The organism is Nonomuraea sp. NPDC050643, from assembly GCF_040654715.1.
Taxonomy (GTDB): domain Bacteria; phylum Actinomycetota; class Actinomycetes; order Streptosporangiales; family Streptosporangiaceae; genus Nonomuraea.
In genome coordinates this window covers 1-24,332 of record NZ_JBFAIM010000019.1, presented here as the reverse complement: position 1 = coordinate 24,332, position 24,332 = coordinate 1, and the positions used below count along the sequence as shown (strand labels likewise).

The window sequence follows — 24,332 nt, the reverse complement described above, 5'->3', positions numbered from 1 at the left end:
GCACGACGCCACGTCTGTGCTTTCATGGCAAACGTGGCAAGTCCCCTGCAGTACGGAGATCCGCCCCGGCTGGGCCCCTACGTGGTGCAGGCGCGTCTGCACCAGGCGCCGGCCGGATTCGTGTACCTGGGTCAGGCGCCCGACGGGCGTGCCGTGTCGCTGGCGGTGCTCACGCGCGGGGCGGCGCTGGACGCGGCGGCGCGCGATCGGTTCGTGACCGCGGTGAAGGAGGCGGGCGGCCGGGACCGGGGCGGGGTGCGCGGCTGGCTGGGGCGTCCCGGCAGGCCGCGGGGCTCGGTGCTGGAGGGCGCGCCCGAGGTGCTGGACCTGGACGGGGGGCACGCGCCGTGGGTGGCGGTGCCGTACGTGCCGGGTCAGCCGGGGGCGGAGCGGTTCCTGGAGCCGGTCATGGTGGGCGGGACGTTCATCGGGGAGGCGCACGGGCCCGACTTCGTCCCCTATTGGCTGACCGACCGCGCGCCCGCGCTGCCGCGGCCGGCGACGCGGCGACGGCCGCTGACCGAGACGCGCAAGCGGGTGCTGCTGGCCGCGCTGGCGCTGGTGCTGCTGCTCATGCTGGTGACGGCGATTCTGCTGTTGCTGCTGTTCGGCAGGCAGGACGAAGAGCCGCAGCCGCGGCAGTTGCCGCCGACGGTGTTCGTGCCGACGCCGCCGCCGACGCCGGAGTCGCCGGTCCCGCAGCCGTCTCCGTCGCCGTCGCAGTCGCCGAGCGACACGGGGCCGGGCACGCCGGGCCGTTCGCCGGGTGACGATCCGGGTGAGGAGTCCCCGCTCTGAAAAATGCGCTTGAGCCTCACGTAGCGTGAGACCCTAGCGTCCCTGGCATGGAATTCATCGTTCACGACACGCTCACGGCGATGGCGGCCCTGCTGGAGCAGCCGCTGGAGCGCCGGCCCGACGCGTTGCGGGAGATGCTGGCGCCGATGCGCTCGGCGATCCCGATGCCGGGCGACATCGCCGACATTCACCACCAGGGCGGCGGCTTCCGCGTCGACGCCGACGACCCGCGCTACCTGCCCGCCGTCCGGCGCATGATCGAGGCCGACGTGCTGGGCCAGGTGCGGCGCGAGCTGACCCGCGCCTCCGAGCGGCTGGGCGCGGCCAAGCAGGTGGATGCGCTGCAGGTCATGTTCGTGATGGGCAACCCCGACGACGAGCACCTGATGACGAGGTCCGGCGGCTACTACGGCATGGGCGGGGCGCCCGGCTGGCTCTATCTGCTGGCGTGGCCGTCGGAGGAGGTCATCGGCAGGATCGCGCACCTGGCGGTGCACGAGTTCCACCACAATGTCCGGTTCACCAACGTGGAGTGGAATCCGGTGAGCGTGACCGTGGGGGAGCATGTGGTGGCCGAGGGGCTGGCCGAGGCGTTCGTCCGAGAGTTGTCGGGGCCGGCGGCGATGGGGCCGTGGTCGTCGATGGTGACCGGGCAGGCGTACGACGTGGCCTACGAGCGCATCATGGCGGACTTCGACCTGGAGGGGATGCGGCACACCTCCGCGTACGTGCTGGGCGACGGCGCCATGCGGCTCTTCGGCCAGGAGCCTCGGGGCATCCCCGACATGGCCGGATACGCGGTGGGCCTGCGGCTGGTCGACCAGGCGCTGAGCGCGTCCGGGCTGAGCGCGGCGGAGGCGACCGTGCTGCCCGCGGCCGAGTTGTTGCGGCGCGGAGGCGTACGCGGGTGATAGATCCCGGTTCGTGGGGGTAGCGGGAGGACTGCCACACGAGAACACGGGAGTCGCGCATGAGCACAGTAGTGGGTGCCAGGAAAATGGCGATCACCGAGGAATACGTTCCCGGTGACCGGCTCTGCCTGTTCAACCTCAGCTCCAGGAACGCCGGCGTCGAGCTGACGTTCTGCGCGGAGGGGGAGGAGCCGCTGGGGCCGTTCCGCTCGACCGTGCCCGCGCAGCGCACGTGCGCCGTGGGCCTGGACGATCTGGTCGATCCCGGCGCCCTGTCCGCCGGCGCCCCCTACGCGGTGGTGGTGGTCTCGGACCTGCCGGTGATGGTGCGGGTCGTCCGGCCCGGCGTGCCGAGCTCACGGCGTCCGGCGGCCTGACCCACGCCCCCGGATCCCGGAGCCCTGGTGCCGGACCCTGGTGATCGGCCGCGCGTGGGTGATGATGTCGGGGAGTCGCCGGAGCCGGACGGGAGCCCTTCATGCAGGTCGGTGTTGTCTTTCCGTAGACCGAGATCGGCGCGGACGCCGGAGCCGTGCGCGCCTACATGCCGAGCGCCAGGAGGGGGCGGCGCCCGGGCGGGTGCGGGCCATGTTCGCGGCGGAGTGGGCCAGATCCCACTCCGGCTGAGCGAACAACTCAGTGCAAGGCCGCCTACCGTGACGATCGTGAACACGAACGCACGCACCCTGCCCGTCGCAAAGTTGGTGCGCCTGTCGGAACCGGTCAAGCCGGTCCGGCCGAGCGAGGCGCCGCTCGCCAGATCGAGCAGGACCTGGCCCGTTCACCCGTTCGCGCTGAGCGACGAACAGCGGAACGCGAAGCCCGAGGAAGCCGGCTGACCGGCCCTGCCCGGCACGCCGGTGCTCAGGGCATCGTACGGGGTACTCGGGTGGGTGCTGCGTAGGACCGGGCTCAGCCGGGGAAAGACCCGTCATGAGATCGTCAACGATGTGCTGAGCATGGCTCTGGGCCTGATGGATGTACCAGCGCTGGAACGAGCTCGGGGGGACAGGAGCAGCAGCGCCATAGCCGATCGCCCGCTTCATCCTCCGGGGCATCACGTCGGCGTGGTCTCGGACCTTGCGCACACCAGTTCCGAGAAGCCGACAGGTATGCAGGAGGGCCTCCTGATCGCGGCGGATAGGGCCGCTTTGCAGGACAGCAACGGTGCTACTGGTTCCGCTCAGACTCGCGCTGCTGGTAGTCGCGCGGAGACAGTCCGTGGAAGCGGGAGAAGGCGGCGCTGAACGTGGGCAGGTGGGCGTACCCGATCCGGCGCGCGACGGCGCTGGGCGGGGCGCCCCCGGCGAGCAGGTCGCGAGCGATGCGCATGCGGGCGGCATAGCGCCAGCGACCCAGTGTCATACCTGTCTCGTCGCGGAAGGCACGGTGGATCTCAGCGCGGACATCACCATCATGCGTCCCGCCAGGCTCGCCGATACGACGCAAGCACTCCATCGCGACAGCACGCGCGCGCGGATTGGTGGGCATCGGCACCGACAGCGCTCGCTGCGCGGCAACCTGTTCCGCGAACAGGTCGAGGATGTGGCGGGGGTTGTGGTCGTCGGGACGCAGTCCGGACCGGGCGCTGATCGAGCAGAACATCAAGTAGTCGTCCCACGCAGGCGAGAACCGCACCTGCAGCGGCACCGTCAGTTGGAGGTCGCCGGTACTCGCGTTGCCCAGCGGCAGGGAGACGGAGTTCTCGCGGAGGCCGGTGACATGTTCCATTTCTGCAGGGATCCAGGTCGCCACCCCTCGCTCCCGCTCGTAGCGTTGGTCGCCGATGTCAAGGTACCCGCTGCCTCGATACATCCAGCTGAGGACGTGGATGTCGTTGGTGTGCGACGGCGTGCTGGCCGCGGGCAGCATCTCAGGCGCAGCGGGAGTGTCCATCTTGCGCATCATCCGGATCAGGTCGTCGGTCTGCCGTGCCGCCGCTGCCCGTTGCGTCAGCCCACCGCCGGATCGGGCGGAGAGCTCCCGTCCGAACTCGTGGGGGGTCAGTCCGAACCGTCCCTTGAAGGCCCGCGTGAGGCCGTTGCGGCTGGCGAAGCCCACTCGAGCGGCCACCTGGTCCACGTCGTAACCGGCAGCGAGGAACTCCACGGCGGCGCCGAGCCGGCAGAGCAGCCGCCATTGCTCGAACGTGAGCGCGGTGTCGGCGAGAAAGTCGCGGCGAAGGGTGCGCGCGCTGAAGAGCACCCGCGACGCCCATTGCTCGACCGTGAGGTCAAGCGCGGGGTCGCGAATCAGTTCCTCGGCGACTGCTCTGGCGCCGCGGGCTTGCGGCATCGCCGGCGAGGCGAATCCCTCTGAGGTCGGATTTCGCCCGACCTCGACGGGCACCGGCGAGCGCGAGCCAGGACGCCGAAGGAGCTCCTCGATCGCCTTGGGGGAGTACCCGCGGCCGCTGAACGGAGTGACCTGCAGGTTGAAGAGCTGGATCAACCAGTCCTGCCAGCCGCTGGGAACGTCGAACCGCGTCAGTTCCGACAACCCCCACGCGCCGACGCTGGCGTGGGGCCACAGCGGGAAGGCGACAGTGCCTGGCTCAGTGGTGATCGCCCGCTCTGCCCAGCCATCTGCGGGAATCCAGGCGCCTTCGCCGGCCTTGAGCTGGAGCACCGGCCCGCCGTCGAGGCGCACGTGCGCCGCGCCAGCGCGAACCCAGAGCAGCAGCGGTCGAACACGCGCATCTGTCGAACCCAACCGCGCGCCCGGAATCGGTGGCGGGTCGCCGGCGCCCGCGGCGAACGACGAGGGCACCACCACGTCCTAACCATACGGCAGTCTGCGCACACCCTTGTAGGTGAGGTTTGCCTAACCTTACCAATGCGCGCCCTCCTGATGCCCGCGCGCTGCCTCTGCCCTCGAAGCGACCGGAAAGTTGAGTTCCCCGCATGCCCAAGACCTCGCGCCGGCTGACCGTGCACCCGCCGACCCTGCGTGAGGTCGAGGTGGTCCGGACTGTCGACATCACCCCGGGGATGCGGCGGGTCACGCTGAGCGGCGAACAGTTGGGTGCGTTCACCACTGCGGACGGCTTCGTGCAGCCGGCCTTCGAGTCCTCGGGCTTCGACGACGACCTCGGGTTCTACTTCCCGTACCCAGGTCAGCGCGATCCGGTGCTCCCGGTCCAGGGCGAGGCCAAGTTGATCGTGCCCAAGGATCCTCGACCGCTGTCGAGGGCCTACACGGTTCGCCGGTGGGACCCCGAGGCCGGGGAGCTGGACGTGGACTTCGTCAAGCACGGGGTGGGCGTGGGAACGACGTGGGCCTATCGCACCCAGCCGGGTGACCGGATCCACCTCAGCGGCCCGAGCACGTCCAAGGCGTTCCCGGCCGGCGCCGACTGGTTGCTCGTGGCAGGCGACGACACCGCACTCCCCGCGATCGGCCGCCTGCTCGACGAGCTCCCGCCCGACGCCCGGGCGCAGGTGTTCATCGAGATCGCCAAGGACGCCCACCGCCAGGAGCTGCGCGAGCTGCCCGGGGTGGACGTGACGTGGCTGGTCCGCCCCGGCGTGACGGCCGGGACCGTGTCGCTGCTGACCGAGGCCGTCCGCGGTGCGGAGTGGTGGCCGGGCCAGGCGTTCGCGTGGCTGGCCGGCGAGCACACGGCCGTCCGGGACATCCGCCGGCACCTGGTCGAGTACCGTGGCGTGCCCAAGGAGGACATCGACTTCGCCGGCTACTGGCGTCGCTCCCAGGTCGTCGCCCTGGAGACCGACGGGGCGGTACCCGACCCGGACAGGACGGTCACCCCGTTCCAGAAACTCCACGACCTGACCGAGCTTGTCGCGCCGATCGCGATCCGCACCGCCGTCGAGCTGGGCGTCCCCGATCTGGTCTCCCGCGGCGTGACCAGCGTGACCGAACTGGCCGCCAAGGCCGGCGCCGACGAGCGCGCTCTGGGCAAGCTGCTGCGCTACCTGCACACCCTGGACGTGGTGACCGAGACAGAACCGGGTCACTACGCCCTGACGCCGGTCGGCGATGTCCTCACTCTCGAGTTCATCGCCGACCGGCTCCACTCCGCTGGGGTGGTCGGCCGCGAGATGCTCGGGATCCACGGCCTCACGGAGTCGGTCCGCACCGGCCGGCCCGCCTACGCCTCGGTCACCGGCCAGACCTTCGCCGACGTGCGAGCCGAGCAGGACTACGAGGACCGTCACCTGGAGCGCCTGGCGAAGTTCCAGCCCGCACTGGCCGAACCGATCGCCACGTCCGGCCTGCTCACCGGAGTCCAGCACCTGGTGATCCACTCCGGTGGTGCCGGCGCCCACGCCCGTGAGTACGTCGCAGCCCACGAGAGCCTGCGCGTGACGATCTGCGCCCTGCCCGCCCAGGCCGACTGGCTGCGCCGCGACCTGCCCGCCACGATTCCCGACGAGCGGCAACGCACGCGGGTCAGCGTGCTGGAGCAGTCCGTCTTCGAGCCCAGCCCAGCAGCCGACGCCGTGCTCATCAGCCGCGCCTTCAAGACCCTGCCCGATGCCGACGCCGCTCACGCACTACGCCGGGCGGCCGAGAACCTCGTCCCCGGCGGACGGGTGCTGCTGATCGAGGAGGTCTTCGACACCGACGACCTCGACGAGCACGACGGCGAGGAAGACCTGATCGGCCTGGTCTGCCACGGCTCCGGCCTTCGCACTGCGGCGGAGCTGGACGCCGTCATCGCCCGGGCCGGCCTCACGCGCAGGTCGGCGCACACCGTCGGCCTGGGCGCCACCGTCCACGAGCTCCTCCGCTCCACCGCCGACTGAACCCCTCCCTCCCGAGAAGAAGTGGAAGAAGAGACCACCCATGAGCAACATCCCCCTGAGGAGGCGCGGCGCCGCCCTTGCCGCCGCGCTGATGAGCGCGTCGCTCGTCCTCACCGCCTGCGGCACTGAGGGCGGCGACACCGGCGACAAGGCCGCCGAGACCCGCAGCGTCAAAGCCGCCGAGACCCGTAGCGTCAAGGCCGAGAACGGCACCGTCGAGGTTCCCGTCGCCCCCCGGCGGATCGTCACGATCGGCAACACGAACCTCCCCTTCATCGATCTGGGTGGCAAGCCAGTGGGCGTCACCGAGGTGTCCGACTCCGACCTCGACGTGCTGCCGAAGGAACAGAGGACTGTGTACGAGGCAGCCGAGATCGTCGGCAGCAGCGGTGGTGAGGTGGACCTCGAGAAGCTCGCCGGCCTCAAGCCGGACCTCATCCTGGTCCAGTTCCACTCGAATGACTGGGACAAGGTCGGCAAGCGACTCGAGTCGATCGCCCCGACCGTGCTCTGGGGGCTCGACACCGAGTGGAAGGCCTTCGCCGACGCCATCGCGGAGGCCGGCAACGTCGCGGATGCGCTCAGCCGGCAGAAGGCGGAGTTCAAGGAAAAGGTCGCCAAGATTCAGGAGACCTACGGCAAGGTCATCGACGGCACCTCGTTCGTCGACGTCTCCCGCGGAGACTGGAGCGATCCCGGAACGTTCTACATCGCGGACATCGGCTGCTCCGAGATCGCCCGGGACGACGTCGGCCTGGACCTCCCCGAGGCGGCCGAGGGCAAGGACCCCTTGGCGTACGAGTCCTTGCCGTTCGAGCAGATCGGAAAGCTGTCCAAGTACGACGTGATCACCTACCCCGTCGACGCCGAGGGTCGGCCGACAGAGCCCTTCGTGCCGGTGGTCGAGACCAACACCTGGAAGGCGCTGCCTGCCGTGAGCTCCGGTCGTGCGCTGGGAGTCTTCTGCCCCGGCAACAACTCCTACGGGCCCGTCATCCGGTACCTGGACTCGCTCGACAGCGCACTGGCGACCCTCCCAGCCAAGAAGTGACAGCCCTCGCCCTGCGGCAGGACAGTCCGGGCACCGAGACGGTGCCCGGACCGCGTCGTCGTCTGCTCGGCCTGGTCGTCGCGCTGGTGGTGCTGGTGGTCCTGCTGGTGCTGAGTGTCATGATCGGGTCGACGGCGATCGCGCCGTCAGTGGTGTGGGACGCGCTGTTCCGCTCCTCTGCCGACATCGACCAGTTCGCGATCCGCGACTTCCGGCTGCCGCGCACGATCGTGGGTCTGGTCGTCGGCGTCGCACTCGGTTTGTCGGGCGCGTTGATCCAGGCGCTCACCCGCAATCCCTTGGCCGATCCAGGTGTCCTCGGCGTCCATGCCGGTGCGTCCTTCGCGGTGACGGTCGCCGTGGGCTTGCTCGGCGTCCGCGACGCCCAGGGCTACATGTGGTTCGCGTTCGCGGGGGCACTGATCGTCACGCTCCTGGTGCTCGCCCTCGGGTCGACACGTCAGGGCTCCTCGCCGGTGGTCATGGTGCTCGCCGGGGTCTGCGTCGGCGCCGTGCTCGGCGGCGCCAGAGAGGCGCTCCAGTTGACCAACCCGGACGCCTTCGACGCGATGCGGTACTGGAACGCCGGGTCGATCGTGGGTCGCCCGCTCGAGGTCGTATGGCCGATCCTGCCGTTCTTCGCGGTGGCACTCATCCTGGCCTTCGCGGTGTCGGGCCCGCTCAACGCTCTGGCTCTGGGTGACGAGCTGGCGGTCGCCCAAGGGGTCCGGTTGGTACGCACCCGTGTGCTTGCGGTGATCGCACTCACCCTCCTGGCCGGTGGCGCCACCGCGATCGCCGGACCCATCGCATTCGTCGGACTCATGGTGCCGCACGTGGCCCGCTGGATCGTCGGCCCGCACCAACGCTGGATCTTCGCCTACAGCATCCTCCTCGCCCCGAGCCTGCTGCTGGTCTCCGACATCCTCGGCCGCATCGTGATGAGACCCAGCGAGATACCCGTGGGTGTCGTCACCGCCTTCGTCGGCGCTCCCGTCCTCGTCGCGCTGGTGCGGCGGAAGAAGGCGAGCGGACTATGAGCACGCACATTCCGCGGGTGGACTTCGGGCGGCGGGTGCTGGTGCTGCGGCGCCGGCGGATCGCGGTACGGCTCCAGTGGCGCTCGGTCGTCGTCTGCGCGCTGCTCGCGGTCGCGGTCGCCGGTACGGCGGTGCTCGCGCTGATGACCGGCTCGTACCCGCTGAGCCCCGGGCAGGTGCTCTCCGCACTGACCGGCCAGGAGACCGGCATCGTCCACGACATCGTGGTCGAGTGGCGGCTGCCCCGGGTGGCCGCGGCGCTGGTGTTCGGCGCGGCTCTGGGGGTGAGCGGGGCGCTCTTCCAGTCACTGTTGCGCAACCCTCTCGCCGACCCCGGCGTCATCGGGTTCTCCCAAGGCTCCTACACCGGCGCGCTGATCGTGATCCTGGTCGTCAACGGCACCTACGTGCAGCTGGTCGGCGGGGCGTTGCTGGGCGGGATGGCCACCGCCGTGGCCGTGTACGTGCTCGCCTACCGACGAGGGGTGCAGGGGTTCCGGCTGATCGTCGTCGGCATCGGCGTCTCGGCGATGCTCGGGTCGCTCAACACCTGGCTGATCCTCAAGGCCGACCTGGACCAGGCGATGTCCGCGGCCGCGTGGGGTGCCGGGTCGCTCAACGGCGTGTCCTGGGACCGGGTCGTCGTCGGCGGCGCCTGCATCGCCGTACTCCTGTTGCCGGCCGGGATGTTGAGCCGGCCGCTGCGGCAGATGGAGCTGGGTGACGACGCGGCCGCCTCACAAGGGGTACGGGTCTCGCCCGTACGCCTCGGCCTGATCCTGGTGGGAGTGGCGCTGACGGCGACGGTCACGGCCGCGTCGGGGCCGATCGCGTTCATCTCCCTGGTCGCCCCTCAGATCGGACGCCGGCTCGCCCGCACCGCCGGGATCACCCTCGCCCCCGCCGCCTTCGTCGGCGCGCTGCTGTGCCTGGCGTCGGACTACCTCGCTCAGCACGTCGCCCCCACCCCGCTGCCGGTCGGCATCATCACCGTCGTGCTCGGCGGCGGCTACCTCGGATACCTGCTGTTCACCGAAGCCAGGAGGCGCCTGTGAGCGTGACCCCGCCCGGCGCCGCGCGCCTCTGTGTGGAGTCGGCGACGATCGGCTACGACAAGCGGATCATCTCCGAGCACCTCTCGGTGGCGATCCCCGACGAGTCGTTCACCGTCGTCGTCGGCCCGAACGCGTGCGGCAAGTCCACCCTGCTGCGCGGCCTGTCCCGGCTGCTGAAGCCGTCGGCCGGGCAGGTCGTCCTCGACGGTGCCGACATCAACTCCTACAAGACCAAAGAGGTGGCGCGGCGGGTCGGACTGCTGCCGCAGACCTCGATCGCCCCGGACGGGATCACCGTCGCCGACCTGGTGGCCCGGGGACGGTATCCCCACCAGGGGTTCATCCGGCAGTGGACCGAGGACGACGAACACGCCGTGCTCAGGGCGATGCACCAGACCTCGGTCACCGACCTGTCCGGGCGCCTGGTGGACGAGCTGTCGGGCGGGCAGCGCCAGCGCGTGTGGGTGGCGATGGCGCTCGCGCAGCACACCGGCATCATGCTGCTCGACGAACCGACCACCTTCCTCGACATCACCCACCAGATCGAGCTGATGGAGCTGTTCACCGACCTGCACCACGTCGGCCACACCCTGGTCGCCGTCCTGCACGACCTGAACCACGCCGCCCGCTACGGCACCCACCTGATCGCCATGAAGGACGGCGCCGTGGTCGCCGAGGGCACTCCGGACGAGATCGTCACGGCCGAGCTGGTCGAGGAGGTGTTCGGTCTGCGCTGCCTGGTGGTGCCCGATCCGGTGGCCGGCAGCCCCCAGGTGGTGCCGCTCGGCCGCGAACGAACCCGACAGAGGTCCGCTGACAAAACCCACGTGGAGAGCGCGAGAAATGGCTGATCCGTTTGTCGAGAAGCTGTCGACCGGTGAGTGGAGCCCGGAAAGGTTCAGACGACACCTCGATGAGACGGGCGCACCGCTTGTCGAGCGGGTCTCCGCGGACGAGGTGGAGGTGACGTTCGTCGACGAGCCCGGAGACGACACAACGGTCACCCTCTCGGTGGTGATCGGCCCCAGGATCGGCTTCAACCCGATCGACACGGAGTTCGCCCCGGTGGCGGGGACGCCGTTCCGCGTTCTCACCCTGCGGATGCGTTCCGACCTGCGCTTCTCGTACGTGTTCGCACGACGTGGGCCGACCGGTGAGGGCAAGCAGGTTCCTGACCCGTTCAACCCGCCACCGAGGTTCTCGGAGTGCTCGGTGGCGCGGTTCTCCGGGGCCTCGGTGGCGGTGCTGCCCGACGCTGTGCCGTTGCCCTGGCTCGATCAGGCCGAAGCGGGGCCGGCCCCCGCCGTGGAAACCGCAGTGCTGGCGAGCGAGCTCCTGGGAGGCGAACGCCGTATCTGGGTCTCGATGCCCCCGGGAGAGTTCTCGGACGAGAGCGCACTGCCCTTCGTGATCCACCTGGACGGGACGCCGGGCCACAGCGCGCCGAGCGTTCGTGACGCCCTGGTCCGGGCGGGACTGGTCCGCCCCTGCGTGGTGGTCCTCGTCGGCCAGCCCGCACCGCAGCGCGACAAAGAGCTGCTCTGCAACCCGGCGTTCTCCCAGATGCTGGTCCAGGAACTGCTGCCGTGGCTCCACCACCGGTATCCGCTCTCGCGGGACCCCGGTGACGTTGCGCTGGCCGGCGAGAGCTTCGGCGGTCTGTGCGCCGGCTGGACAGCGCTCCACCACCCGACGACGTTCGGCAACGCCATCCTCCAGTCCCCGTCGTGCGGGTACCACCCTGACCTCACGTGGGGCACCGGGTCAGGTGAGCTGCTGCGCCGTACCCCCGTACCGGCACTGATCGCCGACTACCTGGCCGCGGAAACGGCACCGATCCGCATCTTCCACGACGTCGGTGAGCTGGAGAGCTCGAACACCCACAGTCGCTGGTTGGACCACGTGCTCACCGGGAAGGGCTACGACACCCTCTACCGAGAGTTCGCCGGCGGACACGACTACGCATGGTGGCGAGGAATCTTCGCCGATGCCCTGCTCTGGTGCTTCCCGCTCAGGAGCAGGGACCGGAGCCAGGCGTGAGGAACTCCTCGCGCTTCTCGGGCGCCGACACCGCAGGACTGGGGCGAGGACCGCTGACCCGCCGGCTGCCCGTGCTCCTGCTCGATCCCGCCGAGCCGCTCGGTGCTCGGCAGTTCGAGTCCGGGCCGGGGATTACCCCTGACCGGTTCCTGCTGCGCGTGATCTTCTCGGTGCGGCGGGTCAGCGTTCCCGCGTCGCTGCTGGCGATCGTGTGGCAGGTGGGCGAGTCCGCGGTCCCGGTGGTGATGGGACTCGCGATCGACCGGGCCCTGGCGACCGGGGATGAGGGACAACTGGTCCTGTGGCTCGGCGCGCTGGTGGCCCTCTACGTCGCGCTGACGTCGGCGGCGAGGCTCTCGCTGCGGCTGACCGCCTACGCGGTGCAGGTACTGCAGCACCGACTCCGCGGCACCCTCTCCACTGGCGTGCTGCACCCGGTCGGCGGCACCGCCCGCGCGCCGGTCGGCAGCGTGGTCTCGGTGATGACGAACGACGTCGCGCGCCTTTCCAACGCGGTGATCCTGACGATCATCGCGGTCTCGAGGATCGCGGCCATCGGATTCATCGCGGCATCGCTGCTGGCGACGCACTGGCTGCTCGGACTCGTGGTGCTGTTCGGGGCGCCGGTCGCGGTCTGGTCGATGGGCGTGCTCAGCGAGCGGCTCTCCCGGGACACCCGCGAGTACCAGGAGCTGCTGGCCTCCACGGTCGGACAGGCCACGGACCTGGTCGCCGGCTACCGGGTGATCAAGGGGGTGCGTGCCGAGGCCGAGGCGACCAGCCGGTACCGGCAGGCAAGCCAGGAGACCCTTGTCGGCGCCAGGCGCAACGCGGGCCTGCTGGGGAGGTTCCTGGTGGGCTCGGGCGTGGTCAGCGGCACGTTCGTCGCCGCGGTGCTGGGGCTGGCGGGCTGGTTCGCCGTGGACGGACAGCTCAGCATCGGCGGGCTGATCACCGCCGTCGGCCTCACCCAGGCACTGCTGCCGCAGATCCAGGCGATCGCGAGCACGTCCATCCCCAACCTCGCCGGAGCCCGCGCCGCGTCCGCGCGTATCCTCGACGTGCTGCGGGACAACGCCACGTCGACGGCCGGGCCCGATGACGTTACCCGGCGGGAGGTCACCGCGCTGCCGAAGCTGGACGTGGTCGTGCCGAGCATCTCCGGGCCCGGCGTGACGATCCGGGTCGAGCCCGGCGAGCTCGTGGGCGTTCGCGCCGACGACCGGACCGCCGCCCGTGTCGTCGAGGCGCTGCTGGACCCGCAGGCTGAGGGAGGGGTCGAGGCGCGGCTGGACGGGATCGCGGCGCGGGAGCTGTCCCCGGTCGAGTACCGCTCCCGGGTCACCGTCGCGCCGCACCGCGCCACGCTGTTCAGCGGCACCCTCCGCGACAACGTCGCCGTGATCGCGGGCGCGCCCGAGCGGGTGGACGCCGCGGTGCGAGCCGCCGCTTGCGACGACTTCGCGGCCGACCTCGACGTCCCGGTCGGCGAGGGCGGCAACCGGCTCTCGGGCGGCCAGCGCCAGCGGGTCGCGCTCGCCCGCGCCCTGGCGAGCGACGCGCCGGTGCTCGTGCTGCACGACCCGACCACCGCGGTCGACTCGGTCACCGAGCACACGATCGCAGGCCGGCTGCGCGGCGTCCGGGCAGGCCGCTCGACGCTGCTGATCGCCTCGACCCCGGCGCTGCTCGCTGTCTGCGACCGCGTCGTCGAGCTGCCTGACGACGTACCCGCGCCCTCAAGGACGGCGCGGTGAGCGGCACCTCCGCCGTGCCCGAGACCGCGGCTTCCGATGCCGGGCTGCCGGTCGCGAGCGGCCGCGAGACGGTCAGGGAGGTGTGGCGGCTCAGCCACGGGTACCGGCTCCGGCTCGCCGCGACCGGGGCGCTGGGGATCGTCAGCACCGGCGTCGACCTGATCGTTCCCGGGGCGATCGGATTCCTCGTCGACCGCGTGCAGGCCGGCACCGCGGACCTCGCCACAGTGCTGACGGTCACGGTCGTCATGGCGCTCTCGGCAGTCCTCGGTGCCGCGGGCACCGCGCTGACGATCGTGCTCGCCACCCGCGTCTACCACTCCATCCTCGCCGCGCTGCGCGAACAGCTCGTGAGCCACGCGATGACGCTCCCACAGCACCTCGTCGAGCGCGCCGGCACCGGAGACCTGATCTCGCGCTCCAGCGACGACGTCACCGCGGTCGCCGACGCCGCCCCCGCCGTGATCCCGGTGCTCACCGTCACCGCCTTCACCATCGTCGTGTCGCTGGGCGGGCTCGCGGCACTGGAATGGCCCTACGCGGCCGCCTTCGCCGTCGTGCTGCCGGTCTACCTGCTGGCCGTGCGCTGGTACCTGCGCACCGGACCAGGGGTCTACCGCGCCGAGCGCACGGCGATGAGCGCGCGTGCCCAGCAGATCCTCGAGTCCCAGCGCGGCTACGCCACCGTGCTCGGCTTCGGGCTCACCGAGCAACGACACCGGGCTGTGATGACGGACTCCTGGCGCGTCGCGGGGCAGTCGCTACGCGCACGCACCGTGCTGAGCATGCTCAATGCCCGGCTCAACCTCGGGGAGTGCCTGAGCCTGGCCGCCGTACTCGTCGTCGGCTTCGTCCTCATCGACCACAACGCATCGACCGTCGGCGGCGCCACCACCGCCATGCTGCTCGTGCTACGCCTGCTCGGACCGGTCAACCAGCTGCTGCTGGTCATCGACACCCTCCAGTCCGCCCTCGCATCGCTGAGCCGCATGATCGGGGTCGTCACGATTCCGTTCAGCTCGTCGGATGTCCCGTCACAGGCCGCGAGCACCGCCGTACAGCTCGACGAGGTCTCGTTCCGGTACGGCGAGGGGCCACGGGTGCTCGACGACATCACCCTCGACATCCCGTCCGGTCAGCGCGTGGCCGTCGTCGGCGTGTCCGGGGCGGGCAAGACCACGCTCGCCGGCGTGGTCACCGGCACCCACCTGCCTGAGGCCGGTAAGGTGACTCGCCCCAGCCGTACCGCGATGATCACCCAAGAGGTCCACGTCTTCGCCGGCACCCTGCGCGACAACCTCACCCTCGCCGCCCCCGGGGCCACCGACCGCGACCTCCATGCAGCGCTGGAAGCCACCGGCGCCGCATCGATCCTCGATGTTCTCCCCGACCGGTTGGACACCCTGCTAGGTGTCGGCGGACACCCGCTCACCGACGCACAGGCGCAGCAGCTCGCCCTCGCCCGCCTGCTGCTCACCGACGCTGATCTGGTGATCCTCGACGAAGCGACCGCCGAGGCCGGCTCCACCTACGCCGGACAGCTCGACCGCGCTGCCGATGCCGTCCTCGCCGGGCGCACCGCAGTCGTAGTCGCGCACCGTCTCTCCCAAGCAGCTACCTGCGACCGGATCATGGTGATGGCGCACGGCCGGATCATCGAGACCGGCACCCACGGAGAGCTGGTTGATGCCGGTGGTGTGTACGCCGGGTTGTGGACGGCCTGGGAGGCCGCTCAGTGACGACAGCACGACCAGGCCAGGATTCGCCGCAGTCCGCGGAGCTGGAGACGGTCGCCGACGCGCTCGAGCTGCGGAAGGTCTAGTCTGCGAGACGCCTGCGTATAAATCGCAGACGTAGGCGCATTGGTTATCTCGCCGGAGGCTCCTACCGTGGGGTTGCGCTCTTCCAGCGCCTTACCCCGAAGGGAAATCCTCCATGACCAGGATCGGCATCATCCTCGGCACCACGCGCCGAACCGCAACGGTGAGGCCGTGGCCCGGTGGGTCCACGAGCTGGCGGCCGAACGCGGCGACGCCGAGTACGAGCTCGTCGACCTGAGGGACTACGCCCTGCCGCACCTGGACGAGCCCAACGCCCCGGCCATGGGGAACTACCGGCACGACCACACCAAGAGGTGGTCGGAGAAGATCGCCTCGTTCGACGCGTTCGTGTTCGTGACCCCCGAGTACAACCATTCGATCCCGGGCGTGCTCAAGGACGCCGTGGACTTCCTGTACGCCGAGTGGGCCCACAAGGCGGCCGGTTTCGTCGGCTACGGGGTGGACGGCGCGGTGCGGGCGGTCGAGCACCTGCGGCACGTCCTCGCCATGGTGAGCGTGGCCACCGTGCAGGCCCAGGTGACGCTCTCGATCTACGCCGACTTCGAGAACCACACCACCTTCAAGCCCGCCGCCGCCCAGGAGGAGCGGCTGAGCCTGGTCCTGGACCAGGTGCTCGCCTGGGGCGGCGCCCTGCGCCCGCTCAGAGCGGCGTGAGGGTCACCGGTCCTTCGCGGGGGTGGGCTCGCCGAGCGAGAGCATGAGCCGGTTGGCCCAGTTGAAGAACGCGGCCGCGTGCAGCGCGTCGCTGATGGCCAGGTCGTCGAGCCCGGCGGCGCGCAGGGCCGCGATGTGCCCGGCCCCGAACTGCCCCGGCGTGGCCGTGAGCGCGACCGAGGCGTCGATGAGAGCCCGCCACCTGTCGTCGGCCTGCTCCGCGCCGACGCCCTCGTCCAGCAGGCGCCGCACGTCGGCGGGCCGCTTGGAGTGGTGGGCGGCGAACCGCGCGTGCACCGAGGCGCAGTAGACGCACCCGTTGTGGCGCGAGGTGGCGGTCGCGGCCAGCTCCCGCTCGGCGCGGGGCAGGCCGCCGTCGGCGTTGCGGAAGATGTCGGCGTCGGTCTTGGTGCGGGCGTGCAGGACCTCCGGGTCGCGCGCGAGCAGCCGGAAGTACGGTGACGCGGCGCGCGCTTTGTCGGCCAGCGCCTCGTGGTGGGCGTCGGTCAGCTCCTCCTCGGCCAGCGGCGCGAGCCACGGCCGCCAGCCGAGGTGGTCCTGGGTGAAGCCGGTCATGCGGCGAGTCCTTCCTGGTTGAGCAGGCGCAGGCCGGTGACGAGCCGTACCTGGAAGCTGAGGAACGCCACGAGCTGCGACAACGTCACGATCCCGGTGGCGCTCCAGCCGGCGCGGGCCAGGGCGTCGAGATCGTCCTGGCGGGCCTCGCGCGGCCGGAACACGAGCAGATGGGCGTGCTCGAACGCGGCGGCCAGCCGCTCGCCCAGCTCCGGGACGCCGGTCACGCGGTAGCGGAGCCCCTCGTCGCTCTCCGCCGCCAGGACCCCGCCGCCCGGATAGACCCCGTAGGGGCCGGTGGTGTGGCCGGCCTCGATCTCGGCCTCGACGGCCGCCACCAGGCCGGGCGCTATGCCGGCCAGGTGGTCGATGACGTCGACGATCACGGTGAGCTCATTTCGGTCGAGGGGAGCCAGCCGAGCGCGGGCGCGACCTCGGTCGCGAGCAGCTCGATCGAGCGGAGGATGAGCGGGTGCGGCGGATCGACCGAGTGCGCCTGGAAGACCAGGTCGGTGACCCGTTCGAGGGTGGGGTCGGCGCGCAGGCTCTCGATGACGTCCTGCGGCGTCCCGACGTGGACGTCGAACGCGGCGATCCGCCGGTCGAGGTCGTCGTCCGGCAGCTCGAACGGCAGCCGCCCGCGGCCCAGCCCCAGCTCGGCGAGGCGCAGCGCCTCGGCCCGGCTGTCGGCCACGAACGCCGTCCGCGAGGCCACGATGCGCGGCGCGGCGCCGGCCGGCAGGTTGTCGTAGTACGCGTCCACGATCGGCCGCTGGATGCCGGCCAGCGTCGCCTGCGGATCGTCGGCGGGCCGGGGCTGCGTACGCGACAACATCAGCCCGTTGCCGGCCCGGCCCGCGCGGGCGCCGCCGGACACCGAGAACGTGGCCTCCCAGATCGCGCCGGCCAGGCGGGGCGCGGGCGGGTAGAGCCGGTTGCCGCCGCCCAGGTCCTCTCCGGACCAGGCCCGGACCAGCACGTCCAGGTGCTCGGCGTACAGGGCCGCGCGGTCGGCGGGGTCGTGCCCGAACGGCGCGAACGACGACGGCGTGCCGCCGCCGGCCACGCCGACCTCCAGCCGGCCCCCGCTGAGCAGGTCGAGGACGGCGGTGTCCTCGGCCACCCGCACCGGCTGCTCCAGCGGCAGCGTGATGATGCCGGTCCCGAGCCGGATCCGGGTGGTGCGCGCGGCGACGTGGGCCAGGAACACCAGCGGCGCGGGCAGGCCGCCCTCGTCGCCGTCGAAGTGGTGCTGCGCCACCCACGCGGTGTCGAAGCCGAACGCCTCGGCGTGCTCGATCTGCTCGGCGGCCAGCCGGTAGCGCTCGCCCGCGGGCACGTCGTCCAGCAGCCGCGTGAAGAACCCGATCCTCATCGCACCCGCTCGGGGGTCGCGCGCGTGCGGTCATGCCGGGGGTCGGTGACGACCCGGCGGGTGGTTCCGGTTTCCACGATGCGTCCTTTGCTCATGACGGAGCCCGCGGCCCCTTCTTCACGACACCGTCCCCCGGCGGGCGGGGACGGCATGTCCACGGTCAAGTCGACCAGGACGAACACGGTCATGGCGAGCACCACGACGGCGAGGGTCACCGGCGCGTCCCGCCAAACCATAATAACCTACCTAGAAAGTTGCGATTTAGGCGGGTGTCCGGGGTGGCCGGGTGGTCAGGCCGTCGAACAGCAGGGCGAGCAGGCGGTCGAGATCGGCGGGGCCCGTGCGCGGGTTCTGTTCGTGGGCCCAGGCCACGCCGAACACCAGCGTGGACAGCTCGGCCACGGTCAGGTCGGCGCGGATCTCCCCGCCGTGCTGGGCGCGGGTCAGCAGCGCCTCGCCCGCCGTGCGCATGGCGGCGCATGAGGCGTGCAGGGCGGAGGTCTCGTCCTGGAGGGTCGCCGACAGGGCGGCCGTCAGGCCCCGGAAGGTCGTGCCCGCCTCGGCGAATCCCCGTGCCCAGGTGAGGAGCGCGGCGCGGGGGGCGGCGTGGCCGAGCAGGGCGCGGGCCTCGGCGCCGAGCGCGTCGAACCGCTCGCGCAGCACCGCCTCCAGCAGGGCCTCACGGGTCGGGAAGTGCCGGTAGAGCGTGCCGATCCCGACGCCGGCGCGGGCGGCGACGTCCTCCAGGGAGGCCGCGACACCGTCTTGGGCGAAGGCGGCGCGGGCCTCGGCGACCAGCCGATCACGATTCCGCCGCGCATCGGCCCGCAGCGGCCGCGCGGGCGTTTCGGCGTCCATGCGCGTCCCCTTGCTCTCGCCGTTCCCGTTGCCAACCGGAGTCTGCCTCCGTATCTTAGCCCGAGGGGAAGCGGAGGCTGCCTCCGGAAGTTGACGGACGAGAGGTGACGGTCATGGACGTCGAAGAGACCAGGGGCGCGCTCGGCGGGTTCGGGGTGTGGATCGCGCCGATGACGCTGCTGGGCACGCCGGTGCCCGTGCAGCGCGAGCAGTTCGCCCGGATCGAACGGCTGGGCTACCGGTCGCTGTGGACGGGCGAGCCGCCCGCCGCCTCGCCGGTGGGCGGGCGGGAGATGTTCGCGCAGCTCTCGGTCGTCCTGGGCGCGACCGAGCGGCTGATCGCCGGCGCGGGCATCGCCAACGCCGGCGTACGCCATCCGGTGGCCATGCACACGGCGGCGGCCACGCTCGCGGAGGCCCACCCGGGACGCCTCGTGCTCGGGCTCGGCGGGCACCCGGGCGAACGTCCCCTCGCCGGCCTGCGCGACTACCTGGACGCGATGGACGAGGCCGCCTCCCGGCTCCTGCCCGGCATCCGCTACCCCCGTGTGCTGGCCGCGCTCGGCCCCAAGGCGCACCGGCTGGCCGCCGAGCGGGCCGACGGCGTGCACCCCTTCCTGCAGCCGGTGGAGCACACCGAGATCGCCCGCGAGGCGCTCGGGCCCGGCCCGCTGCTCGTCCCGCACCAGGCCCTGGTCCTCGAGCCCGACCCGGGCGCGGCCCGGGAGCGGATGCGCGGCCTCCTGCGCGCCGGGCAGCGCAACGTCGAGACCCCGTACACGGCCAACTACCGCCGGCTCGGCTACGGTGACGCCGACCTGGCGGACGACCGCAGCGACCGGCTCGTGGACGCCACCCTGGCCTGGGGCGAGGAGGACGCGGTGGTGCGGCGCCTGCGTGCGCACCTGGACGCCGGGGCCGACCACGTCCTGCTGCACCCCCTGGCCCACGACCTCGTCTCGGCCGTGGACCAGCTCGAACGGCTCGCGTCCCACCTCCGGTGAGGTAAATCATGTATATCCAGTAGGAAATGTTGACTTTCTTGCGGCGGGCTCGTAGCTTCATGGTCATGAGCCAGGGCCTCAACCTGACCCGGCGCCCGCACGTGGACCACGGTCACGTCGCCAGCGCGCAATGTCGCTGATCACGAAATCTCACCAGCCACCCCCTGTCCCTCCCGTCTGAGGAGAGATTCGTGACCTGCCATGCCTTGACCGCCGCGCCGTACCCGATCGGGGGCGGCCCGTGACACTGCCCGAGGTTCGTACGCCGCCCCGCCAGGAGGAGCGGGCGCTGGAGGTGGTCAGAGCCCGCCACCCCCTCCGCTGGCTGGCCGCGGCCGGCGTGCTCGTCCTGCTGGCGATGGCCGCCAGCGCCCTGATCACCAACCCCGCCTGGGAGTGGGACGTCGTCGGGCAGTACCTCTTCGCGCCCTCCGTGGTGCGCTCGGTGCTGGTCACGATGGAGCTGACCGTGATGGGCATCGTGCTCGGCTTCGCGCTCGGCACGGTGCTGGCGCTGATGCGGCTCTCGCCCAACCGGCTGCTGTCGTCGGTGGCCTGGGGGTACGTCTGGTTGTTCCGGTCGGTGCCGCTCATCCTGCAACTGCTGTTCTGGTACAACCTGGCGCTGCTCTATCCCCGGCTGTCGGTGGGCGTGCCGTTCGGGCCCGCGTTCTTCGACTTCGGCACGATGGACCTCATCGCGCCGCTGACGGCGGCGGTGCTCGGGCTGGCGCTGCACCAGGCCGCGTACGCCGCTGAGATCGTCCGCGGCGGCCTGCTGTCGGTGGACCCCGGCCAGCGCGAGGCCGCCGCCGCTCTGGGGCTGCCCCCGGCGCGGCGGTTGTTCCGGATCATCCTGCCGCAGGCCATGCGGACCATCGTGCCCAACGCGGGCAACGAGATCATCGGCCTGGTCAAGGGCACGTCGGTGGTGTACATCATGGCGCTGCCCGAGCTGTTCTACCAGGTGCAGGTGATCTACAACCGCAACGGCAGGGTCATGGCGCTGCTGCTGGTCGCGGCCATCTGGTACCTCATCCTGACCACCGCCCTGTCCATCGTCCAGCACTACGTGGAACGCCACTACGGCAGGGGACGCGCATGACGAGCCACCCCGGGAGCCCCATGGTGGAGCTGCGCGGCGTGCACAAGAGCTTCGGCCCGCTGCACGTGCTGCGCGGCGTGGACCTCGACGTACGGCGGGGCGAGGTGCTGGTGATCCTGGGCCCGTCGGGCTCGGGGAAGTCGACGCTGCTGCGCACGATCAACCACCTGGAGAAGGTGGACCGCGGTTCGGTCCGGGTGGACGGGCGGCTGCTCGGCTACCGCCAGGTGGGCGGGCGCCTGCACGAGCTGCCCGAGCGCGAGGTGCTGCGGCAGCGCACCCAGATCGGGTTCGTCTTCCAGGCGTTCAACCTGTTCCCGCACCTCACGGTACGGCAGAACCTCATGGAGGCGCCGCTGTCGGCCCAGCGGCGGCCACGCGCCGAGGTCGGGCCGCTGGCCGAGCGGCTGCTGGACCGGGTGGGGCTGGTGGACAAGGCCGACGCCTACCCCCGCACGCTCTCCGGCGGGCAGCAGCAGCGCGTCGCCATCGCCAGGGCCCTCGCGCTGGAGCCGAAGCTGCTGCTGTTCGACGAACCGACCTCCGCGCTGGACCCCGAGCTGGTGGGCGAGGTGCTGGACGTCATCAAGGATCTCGCCCGCGGCGGCACCACGATGATCGTGGTCACCCACGAGGTCGGATTCGCCCGTGAGGTGGCCGACACCGTGGCCTTCATGGACGCCGGCCGCGTCGTCGAGATCGGCCCGCCCGCGCAGGTCCTCGACGGCCCCCGTCACGAACGGACCCGCGCCTTCCTCGGCAAGGTCCTCTGACTCCCTCCGAACCAGAAGGAAACGACACATGCGCACCTCGTTCGCGCGGGCCTCAGCCATGCCCGCGATCCTCCTCCTCGCCGTCGGCGTCGCCGCGTGCGGCGCGGAGCCCGCCCTGGTGTCCTCGTCCGGCTCGGCGGCGCCCGTCGTGGCCGGCAAGAAGATCAACATCGGGCCGGAACAGAACCGCGTGCGCGCCGAGAAGGTCGCCGCCATCGCGGCCCAGGTGCCGCGGGCCGTCGCCGCCGACGGCAGGCTCTCGGTCGGCTTCAGCGCCAGTGGCTCACCGCCGCTGGCGTTCCCGGCCACCGACGACACCACGCTGATCGGCGTGGAGACCGACATCGCCCAGCTCGTCGCGGACGTGCTCGGCCTGGAGTTCGCCGCGCAGACCAGCTCGTGGGAGAACCTCTTCCTGGCCGCCAAGTCCGGCAAGTACGAGGTCGTCTTCAGCAACGTGACCGTCACCGAGGAGCGCAAGGACATCTACGACTTCGCCACGTACCGGATCGACCAGCTTGCCTGGCAGGTGCCCGGCAACAGCCTCATCAAGGCGATCGGCAGGCCCGCCGACATCGCCGGCCTGCGCGTCTCGGTCGGCTCCGGCACCGACCAGGAGAAGATCCTGCTCGACTGGGACAGGCAGAACCGGGCCGCCGGGCTCGCACCCGTCGAGATCTCGTACTACGAGAAGTACGGTGACGTGCTGCTGGCCCTGAAGTCCGGCCGCGTCCAGGCGTACTTCGGGCCCAACCCGAACATCGCCTACAACATCGCCGTCAGCGGTGGATCGAGGATCGTGGGCACGTTCTCCGGCGCCGGGCCCGACCTGCAGGGGCTCATCGCGGCCATGACCAAGAAGGACAACGGCCTGGTCGAGCCGCTCAACAGGGCGCTCGCCACGGTCATCGGCAACGGCCGCTACAAAGAGGTGCTCGACCGCTGGGGGCTGGCCAACGAGGCGATCCCGAAGTCGCAGATCAACCCGCCCGGCCTGCCGCGCCAGGCCGCGTCATGAGCGAGCTCATCGCGGACGTACGCCTCGTGCGCATGTCCGACCCGGCCGCCGCGCCGCTGCTGTCGGGGCTGAGCCTGGAGTACACCTCGCGGTACGGGGTGAACGACGAGCTCACCCGCTACGCCGAGGCCGAGTTCGAGCCCCCGCACGGCGCGTTCCTGATCGTGGTGTCCGATGGCGAGACGGTGGCCGGGGGCGCCTTCCGGCGCCACGACGCCACGACCGCCGAGCTCAAACGCGTCTGGACGCACCCGCGCCACCGCCGCTCCGGGCTCGGCCGCCTCGTGGTGCGGGAGCTGGAACGGGAGGCGCGCGACCGTGGCTACCGGCGGGTCTGCCTGACCACCGGGCCGCGCCAGCCCGAGGCCGTGCGCCTCTACCTGGCCAGCGGCTACGACCCGCGGTTCGACCTCGCCGACCGGCCGACGCGGGGGCCGCTGGGCTTCGTCAAGGAGCTGGCCTAGCGGGCCGGGCGGGGGAGTGGCATGGCGGGGACCATCGGAGGGGGACGCGTGGTGGAGCTGGGGAAGACGGCCGACCGGCCCGGCCCGCGAGGCGCTGGTGTCGCCGCGGGGGCGTTCATGAGCGCGGTCGTGGTGGTCAGGGCGGGGGCGGCCGGGACGTGCCTGGTGGAGCGAATGTGCGCCAACCTCCCGTCGCCGGGGCGGGGGTGCGTGCTGGACCTGCACGTGGTGGACCCGTACCCGCCCGGCGGGGGCCGTTCGTGGCGGGCCGGTCAGCCGGAGGCGCTGCGGGCCGACTCCCCGGCGGGCGAGCTCGGGGCTGGAGGTGGTCGCTGCGGGTGAGCCGGTCCTGGTGCTCGGTGCCGGACGGACGTTCGCCGACCTGGCGGCCCTGCTCACCGTCGGCCGCGGCGGCCGGTTCGCCGAGGGACGGCACGGCGAGACGATCTACGTGCCGAGCGGCGCCGAGCCCCTGCTGTACGTCGGCTCGCGCCGCGGCGTGCCCTCCCACGCCCGCCCCGGCCACCCCCTCACCACCCCGCCGTCCGACCCGCCGCGATTCCCGGAGGAGGACCTGCGGGCGGCCGTGGCCAAGAGACTGGCGTACGCCTACTACCACGAGCTGTTCACCCGGCATCCCGAGCGCACCCGGACGACCTGGCGCGCGTTCGAGGCCGCCTTCGCGCGCGCCGGCTGGGGCGGCAAGGAACTGCGGGCCCTGGTCACCAAGTCCGTGCCGCGCTTCGCCGACCGGCTGCTCCTCGATCGGCTGGCGAACCCGCTGCACGGCATGCGCTTCGGCGACCTGGCCGGCCTCCAGCGGTGGATGCACGGCTATCTCGCGGCCGACCTGGAACGCGGGTCCGACCCGGCCTTCAGCGCCGACCTGGCGATGCTCCACGCCCCGCGTGGCGCGCGACCAGCCCCACCGCGCCCGGCGCGACGACGGCGCGCATCCTCGTCGAGGCCCGCCGGCCCGCGCCCGGCGTGCGCCGCTGCGCCGACCCGTTGCTCGCCGGGCTGTTCGCCCGGGACGAGTGCCGGGACGTGTCGGGCCTCCTGGACGTACACCTCCCGGACCGCCGCCTGGTCACCGGGACCGGCGCCGCGCACCCGCGCCGGTTCGCGCTCGGCCCCTGGACCACCGGCGGCGCCGCCGGGTTCGGCGTACGGAAACCTGGACCTGCTCACCAGGATCTCGATGACCGGGCGCATCAAGCTGGTGCACGCCTGCCACGAGCAG

25 protein-coding genes and 1 pseudogene are annotated in these 24,332 nt (G+C 71.6%); 20 read left to right on the top strand and 6 right to left on the bottom strand.

From position 1 onward, the window contains the following. Positions 1-24 precede the first annotated feature (24 nt). The 4 genes from AB0I15_RS25855 to AB0I15_RS25840 all read left to right on the top strand — a co-directional run bounded on the left by AB0I15_RS25855 (position 25) and on the right by AB0I15_RS25840 (position 2,548). Positions 25-798 (top strand): hypothetical protein, encoded by a 774-nt coding sequence (locus AB0I15_RS25855; protein ID WP_358100418.1) that lies wholly within the window; start codon positions 25-27, stop codon positions 796-798. A 47-nt stretch (positions 799-845) separates the two neighbouring features. Continuing rightward, the gene (locus AB0I15_RS25850) at positions 846-1,709 is read left to right on the top strand and encodes a DUF2268 domain-containing putative Zn-dependent protease (protein WP_358100415.1); all 864 of its coding nucleotides are present in this window, start codon (positions 846-848) and stop codon (positions 1,707-1,709) included. A 59-nt stretch (positions 1,710-1,768) separates the two neighbouring features. After that, complete coding sequence (locus AB0I15_RS25845) at positions 1,769-2,086, top strand: sensory rhodopsin transducer (protein ID WP_358100412.1); 318 nt, start codon at positions 1,769-1,771, stop codon at positions 2,084-2,086. Positions 2,087-2,374: 288 nt separating this feature from the next. After that, a complete protein-coding gene (locus AB0I15_RS25840; RefSeq protein WP_358100409.1) occupies positions 2,375-2,548 on the top strand; it encodes a hypothetical protein in 174 nt (57 codons plus the stop codon). Positions 2,549-2,879: 331 nt separating this feature from the next. On the opposite strand, the gene AB0I15_RS25835 is transcribed toward AB0I15_RS25840, so the two are convergent. Then, positions 2,880-4,484 (bottom strand): AraC family transcriptional regulator, encoded by a 1,605-nt coding sequence (locus AB0I15_RS25835; RefSeq protein WP_358100406.1) that lies wholly within the window; start codon positions 4,482-4,484, stop codon positions 2,880-2,882. A 128-nt stretch (positions 4,485-4,612) separates the two neighbouring features. Here AB0I15_RS25835 and AB0I15_RS25830 point away from each other — a divergent pair, with 128 nt between their 5' ends. The 9 genes from AB0I15_RS25830 to AB0I15_RS25790 all read left to right on the top strand — a co-directional run bounded on the left by AB0I15_RS25830 (position 4,613) and on the right by AB0I15_RS25790 (position 15,916). Beyond that, positions 4,613-6,478, top strand: a complete 1,866-nt coding sequence (locus tag AB0I15_RS25830) for a siderophore-interacting protein (protein WP_358100403.1) — start codon at positions 4,613-4,615, stop codon at positions 6,476-6,478. Positions 6,479-6,518: 40 nt separating this feature from the next. Next, positions 6,519-7,529 (top strand): ABC transporter substrate-binding protein, encoded by a 1,011-nt coding sequence (locus AB0I15_RS25825; protein WP_358100400.1) that lies wholly within the window; start codon positions 6,519-6,521, stop codon positions 7,527-7,529. Continuing rightward, positions 7,526-8,569, top strand: coding sequence for an iron chelate uptake ABC transporter family permease subunit (locus AB0I15_RS25820; RefSeq protein WP_358100397.1), 1,044 nt, complete (start codon positions 7,526-7,528; stop codon positions 8,567-8,569). The genes AB0I15_RS25825 and AB0I15_RS25820 overlap by 4 nt, the downstream gene beginning before the upstream one ends. Then, on the top strand, positions 8,566-9,624 hold the full coding sequence (locus AB0I15_RS25815; RefSeq protein WP_358100394.1) for an iron chelate uptake ABC transporter family permease subunit: 1,059 nt from the start codon (positions 8,566-8,568) through the stop codon (positions 9,622-9,624). The genes AB0I15_RS25820 and AB0I15_RS25815 overlap by 4 nt, the downstream gene beginning before the upstream one ends. A gap of 2 nt (positions 9,625-9,626) precedes the next feature. Next, positions 9,627-10,475 carry an ABC transporter ATP-binding protein gene (locus AB0I15_RS25810; protein ID WP_358100894.1) on the top strand — a complete coding sequence of 283 codons (849 nt, stop codon included), beginning with the start codon at positions 9,627-9,629 and terminating at the stop codon, positions 10,473-10,475. Continuing rightward, a complete protein-coding gene (locus AB0I15_RS25805; protein WP_358100391.1) occupies positions 10,468-11,664 on the top strand; it encodes an alpha/beta hydrolase-fold protein in 1,197 nt (398 codons plus the stop codon). Before AB0I15_RS25810 ends, AB0I15_RS25805 begins: the two co-directional genes overlap by 8 nt. Further along, entirely contained in the window at positions 11,661-13,421 is a 1,761-nt protein-coding gene (locus AB0I15_RS25800) for an ABC transporter ATP-binding protein (RefSeq protein WP_358100388.1), read from the top strand. Before AB0I15_RS25805 ends, AB0I15_RS25800 begins: the two co-directional genes overlap by 4 nt. After that, the gene (locus AB0I15_RS25795; RefSeq protein WP_358100385.1) at positions 13,418-15,160 is read left to right on the top strand and encodes an ABC transporter ATP-binding protein; all 1,743 of its coding nucleotides are present in this window, start codon (positions 13,418-13,420) and stop codon (positions 15,158-15,160) included. The genes AB0I15_RS25800 and AB0I15_RS25795 overlap by 4 nt, the downstream gene beginning before the upstream one ends. Positions 15,161-15,412: 252 nt before the next feature. Next, entirely contained in the window at positions 15,413-15,916 is a 504-nt protein-coding gene (locus tag AB0I15_RS25790) for an NAD(P)H-dependent oxidoreductase (protein ID WP_358100382.1), read from the top strand. Positions 15,917-15,919: 3 nt separating this feature from the next. On the opposite strand, the gene AB0I15_RS25785 is transcribed toward AB0I15_RS25790, so the two are convergent. Genes AB0I15_RS25785 through AB0I15_RS25765 form a run of 5 tightly spaced genes read right to left on the bottom strand, consistent with a single transcriptional unit; the run spans position 15,920 to position 18,725 of the window. Further along, the gene (locus AB0I15_RS25785; protein WP_358100379.1) at positions 15,920-16,492 is read right to left on the bottom strand and encodes an alkylhydroperoxidase domain protein; all 573 of its coding nucleotides are present in this window, start codon (positions 16,490-16,492) and stop codon (positions 15,920-15,922) included. After that, positions 16,489-16,878, bottom strand: a complete 390-nt coding sequence (locus AB0I15_RS25780) for a CMD domain protein (RefSeq protein WP_358100376.1) — start codon at positions 16,876-16,878, stop codon at positions 16,489-16,491. The genes AB0I15_RS25785 and AB0I15_RS25780 overlap by 4 nt, the downstream gene beginning before the upstream one ends. After that, positions 16,875-17,867: a putative FMN-dependent luciferase-like monooxygenase gene (locus tag AB0I15_RS25775; RefSeq protein WP_358100373.1), complete on the bottom strand. Its 993-nt coding sequence runs from the start codon at positions 17,865-17,867 to the stop codon at positions 16,875-16,877. Before AB0I15_RS25775 ends, AB0I15_RS25780 begins: the two co-directional genes overlap by 4 nt. After that, on the bottom strand, positions 17,864-18,082 hold the full coding sequence (locus tag AB0I15_RS25770) for a hypothetical protein (protein WP_358100370.1): 219 nt from the start codon (positions 18,080-18,082) through the stop codon (positions 17,864-17,866). The genes AB0I15_RS25775 and AB0I15_RS25770 overlap by 4 nt, the downstream gene beginning before the upstream one ends. Positions 18,083-18,128: 46 nt before the next feature. Then, complete coding sequence (locus tag AB0I15_RS25765) at positions 18,129-18,725, bottom strand: helix-turn-helix domain-containing protein (RefSeq protein ID WP_358100367.1); 597 nt, start codon at positions 18,723-18,725, stop codon at positions 18,129-18,131. 113 nt (positions 18,726-18,838) lie between these two features. On the opposite strand from AB0I15_RS25765, the gene AB0I15_RS25760 reads away from it, so the two are divergent. The 7 genes and pseudogenes from AB0I15_RS25760 to AB0I15_RS25730 form a co-directional block, all read left to right on the top strand. Further along, a complete protein-coding gene (locus AB0I15_RS25760; RefSeq protein ID WP_358100364.1) occupies positions 18,839-19,729 on the top strand; it encodes a TIGR03620 family F420-dependent LLM class oxidoreductase in 891 nt (296 codons plus the stop codon). A 241-nt stretch (positions 19,730-19,970) separates the two neighbouring features. Then, the gene (locus AB0I15_RS25755; RefSeq protein ID WP_358100361.1) at positions 19,971-20,834 is read left to right on the top strand and encodes an amino acid ABC transporter permease; all 864 of its coding nucleotides are present in this window, start codon (positions 19,971-19,973) and stop codon (positions 20,832-20,834) included. Further along, positions 20,831-21,607 (top strand): amino acid ABC transporter ATP-binding protein, encoded by a 777-nt coding sequence (locus tag AB0I15_RS25750; RefSeq protein ID WP_358100359.1) that lies wholly within the window; start codon positions 20,831-20,833, stop codon positions 21,605-21,607. Before AB0I15_RS25755 ends, AB0I15_RS25750 begins: the two co-directional genes overlap by 4 nt. Before the next feature lie 28 nt (positions 21,608-21,635). Then, the gene (locus tag AB0I15_RS25745) at positions 21,636-22,625 is read left to right on the top strand and encodes a transporter substrate-binding domain-containing protein (protein WP_358100356.1); all 990 of its coding nucleotides are present in this window, start codon (positions 21,636-21,638) and stop codon (positions 22,623-22,625) included. Beyond that, positions 22,622-23,089, top strand: a complete 468-nt coding sequence (locus tag AB0I15_RS25740) for a GNAT family N-acetyltransferase (protein WP_358100353.1) — start codon at positions 22,622-22,624, stop codon at positions 23,087-23,089. The genes AB0I15_RS25745 and AB0I15_RS25740 overlap by 4 nt, the downstream gene beginning before the upstream one ends. Before the next feature lie 21 nt (positions 23,090-23,110). After that, positions 23,111-23,431, top strand: coding sequence for an FAD/NAD(P)-binding protein (locus AB0I15_RS25735; RefSeq protein ID WP_358100350.1), 321 nt, complete (start codon positions 23,111-23,113; stop codon positions 23,429-23,431). Then, positions 23,415-24,332 (top strand): annotated as a pseudogene (locus AB0I15_RS25730) (hypothetical protein); the annotation flags it as partial. The gene AB0I15_RS25735 and the pseudogene AB0I15_RS25730, both read left to right, overlap by 17 nt.

Bases quoted from the DNA above. Each gene is read 5' to 3' on its own strand.
- AB0I15_RS25740 (WP_358100353.1), top strand. From the start codon at position 22,622: ATGAGCGAGCTCATCGCGGACGTACGCCTCGTGCGCATGTCCGACCCG.
- AB0I15_RS25745 (WP_358100356.1), top strand. From the start codon at position 21,636: ATGCGCACCTCGTTCGCGCGGGCCTCAGCCATGCCCGCGATCCTCCTC.
- AB0I15_RS25855 (WP_358100418.1), top strand. From the start codon at position 25: ATGGCAAACGTGGCAAGTCCCCTGCAGTACGGAGATCCGCCCCGGCTG.
- AB0I15_RS25750 (WP_358100359.1), top strand. From the start codon at position 20,831: ATGACGAGCCACCCCGGGAGCCCCATGGTGGAGCTGCGCGGCGTGCAC.
- AB0I15_RS25765 (WP_358100367.1), bottom strand. From the start codon at position 18,725: ATGGACGCCGAAACGCCCGCGCGGCCGCTGCGGGCCGATGCGCGGCGG.
- AB0I15_RS25845 (WP_358100412.1), top strand. From the start codon at position 1,769: ATGAGCACAGTAGTGGGTGCCAGGAAAATGGCGATCACCGAGGAATAC.
- AB0I15_RS25735 (WP_358100350.1), top strand. From the start codon at position 23,111: ATGGCGGGGACCATCGGAGGGGGACGCGTGGTGGAGCTGGGGAAGACG.
- AB0I15_RS25805 (WP_358100391.1), top strand. From the start codon at position 10,468: ATGGCTGATCCGTTTGTCGAGAAGCTGTCGACCGGTGAGTGGAGCCCG.
- AB0I15_RS25785 (WP_358100379.1), bottom strand. From the start codon at position 16,492: ATGACCGGCTTCACCCAGGACCACCTCGGCTGGCGGCCGTGGCTCGCG.
- AB0I15_RS25830 (WP_358100403.1), top strand. From the start codon at position 4,613: ATGCCCAAGACCTCGCGCCGGCTGACCGTGCACCCGCCGACCCTGCGT.
- AB0I15_RS25815 (WP_358100394.1), top strand. From the start codon at position 8,566: ATGAGCACGCACATTCCGCGGGTGGACTTCGGGCGGCGGGTGCTGGTG.
- AB0I15_RS25760 (WP_358100364.1), top strand. From the start codon at position 18,839: ATGGACGTCGAAGAGACCAGGGGCGCGCTCGGCGGGTTCGGGGTGTGG.
- AB0I15_RS25850 (WP_358100415.1), top strand. From the start codon at position 846: ATGGAATTCATCGTTCACGACACGCTCACGGCGATGGCGGCCCTGCTG.
- AB0I15_RS25775 (WP_358100373.1), bottom strand. From the start codon at position 17,867: ATGAGGATCGGGTTCTTCACGCGGCTGCTGGACGACGTGCCCGCGGGC.
- AB0I15_RS25825 (WP_358100400.1), top strand. From the start codon at position 6,519: ATGAGCAACATCCCCCTGAGGAGGCGCGGCGCCGCCCTTGCCGCCGCG.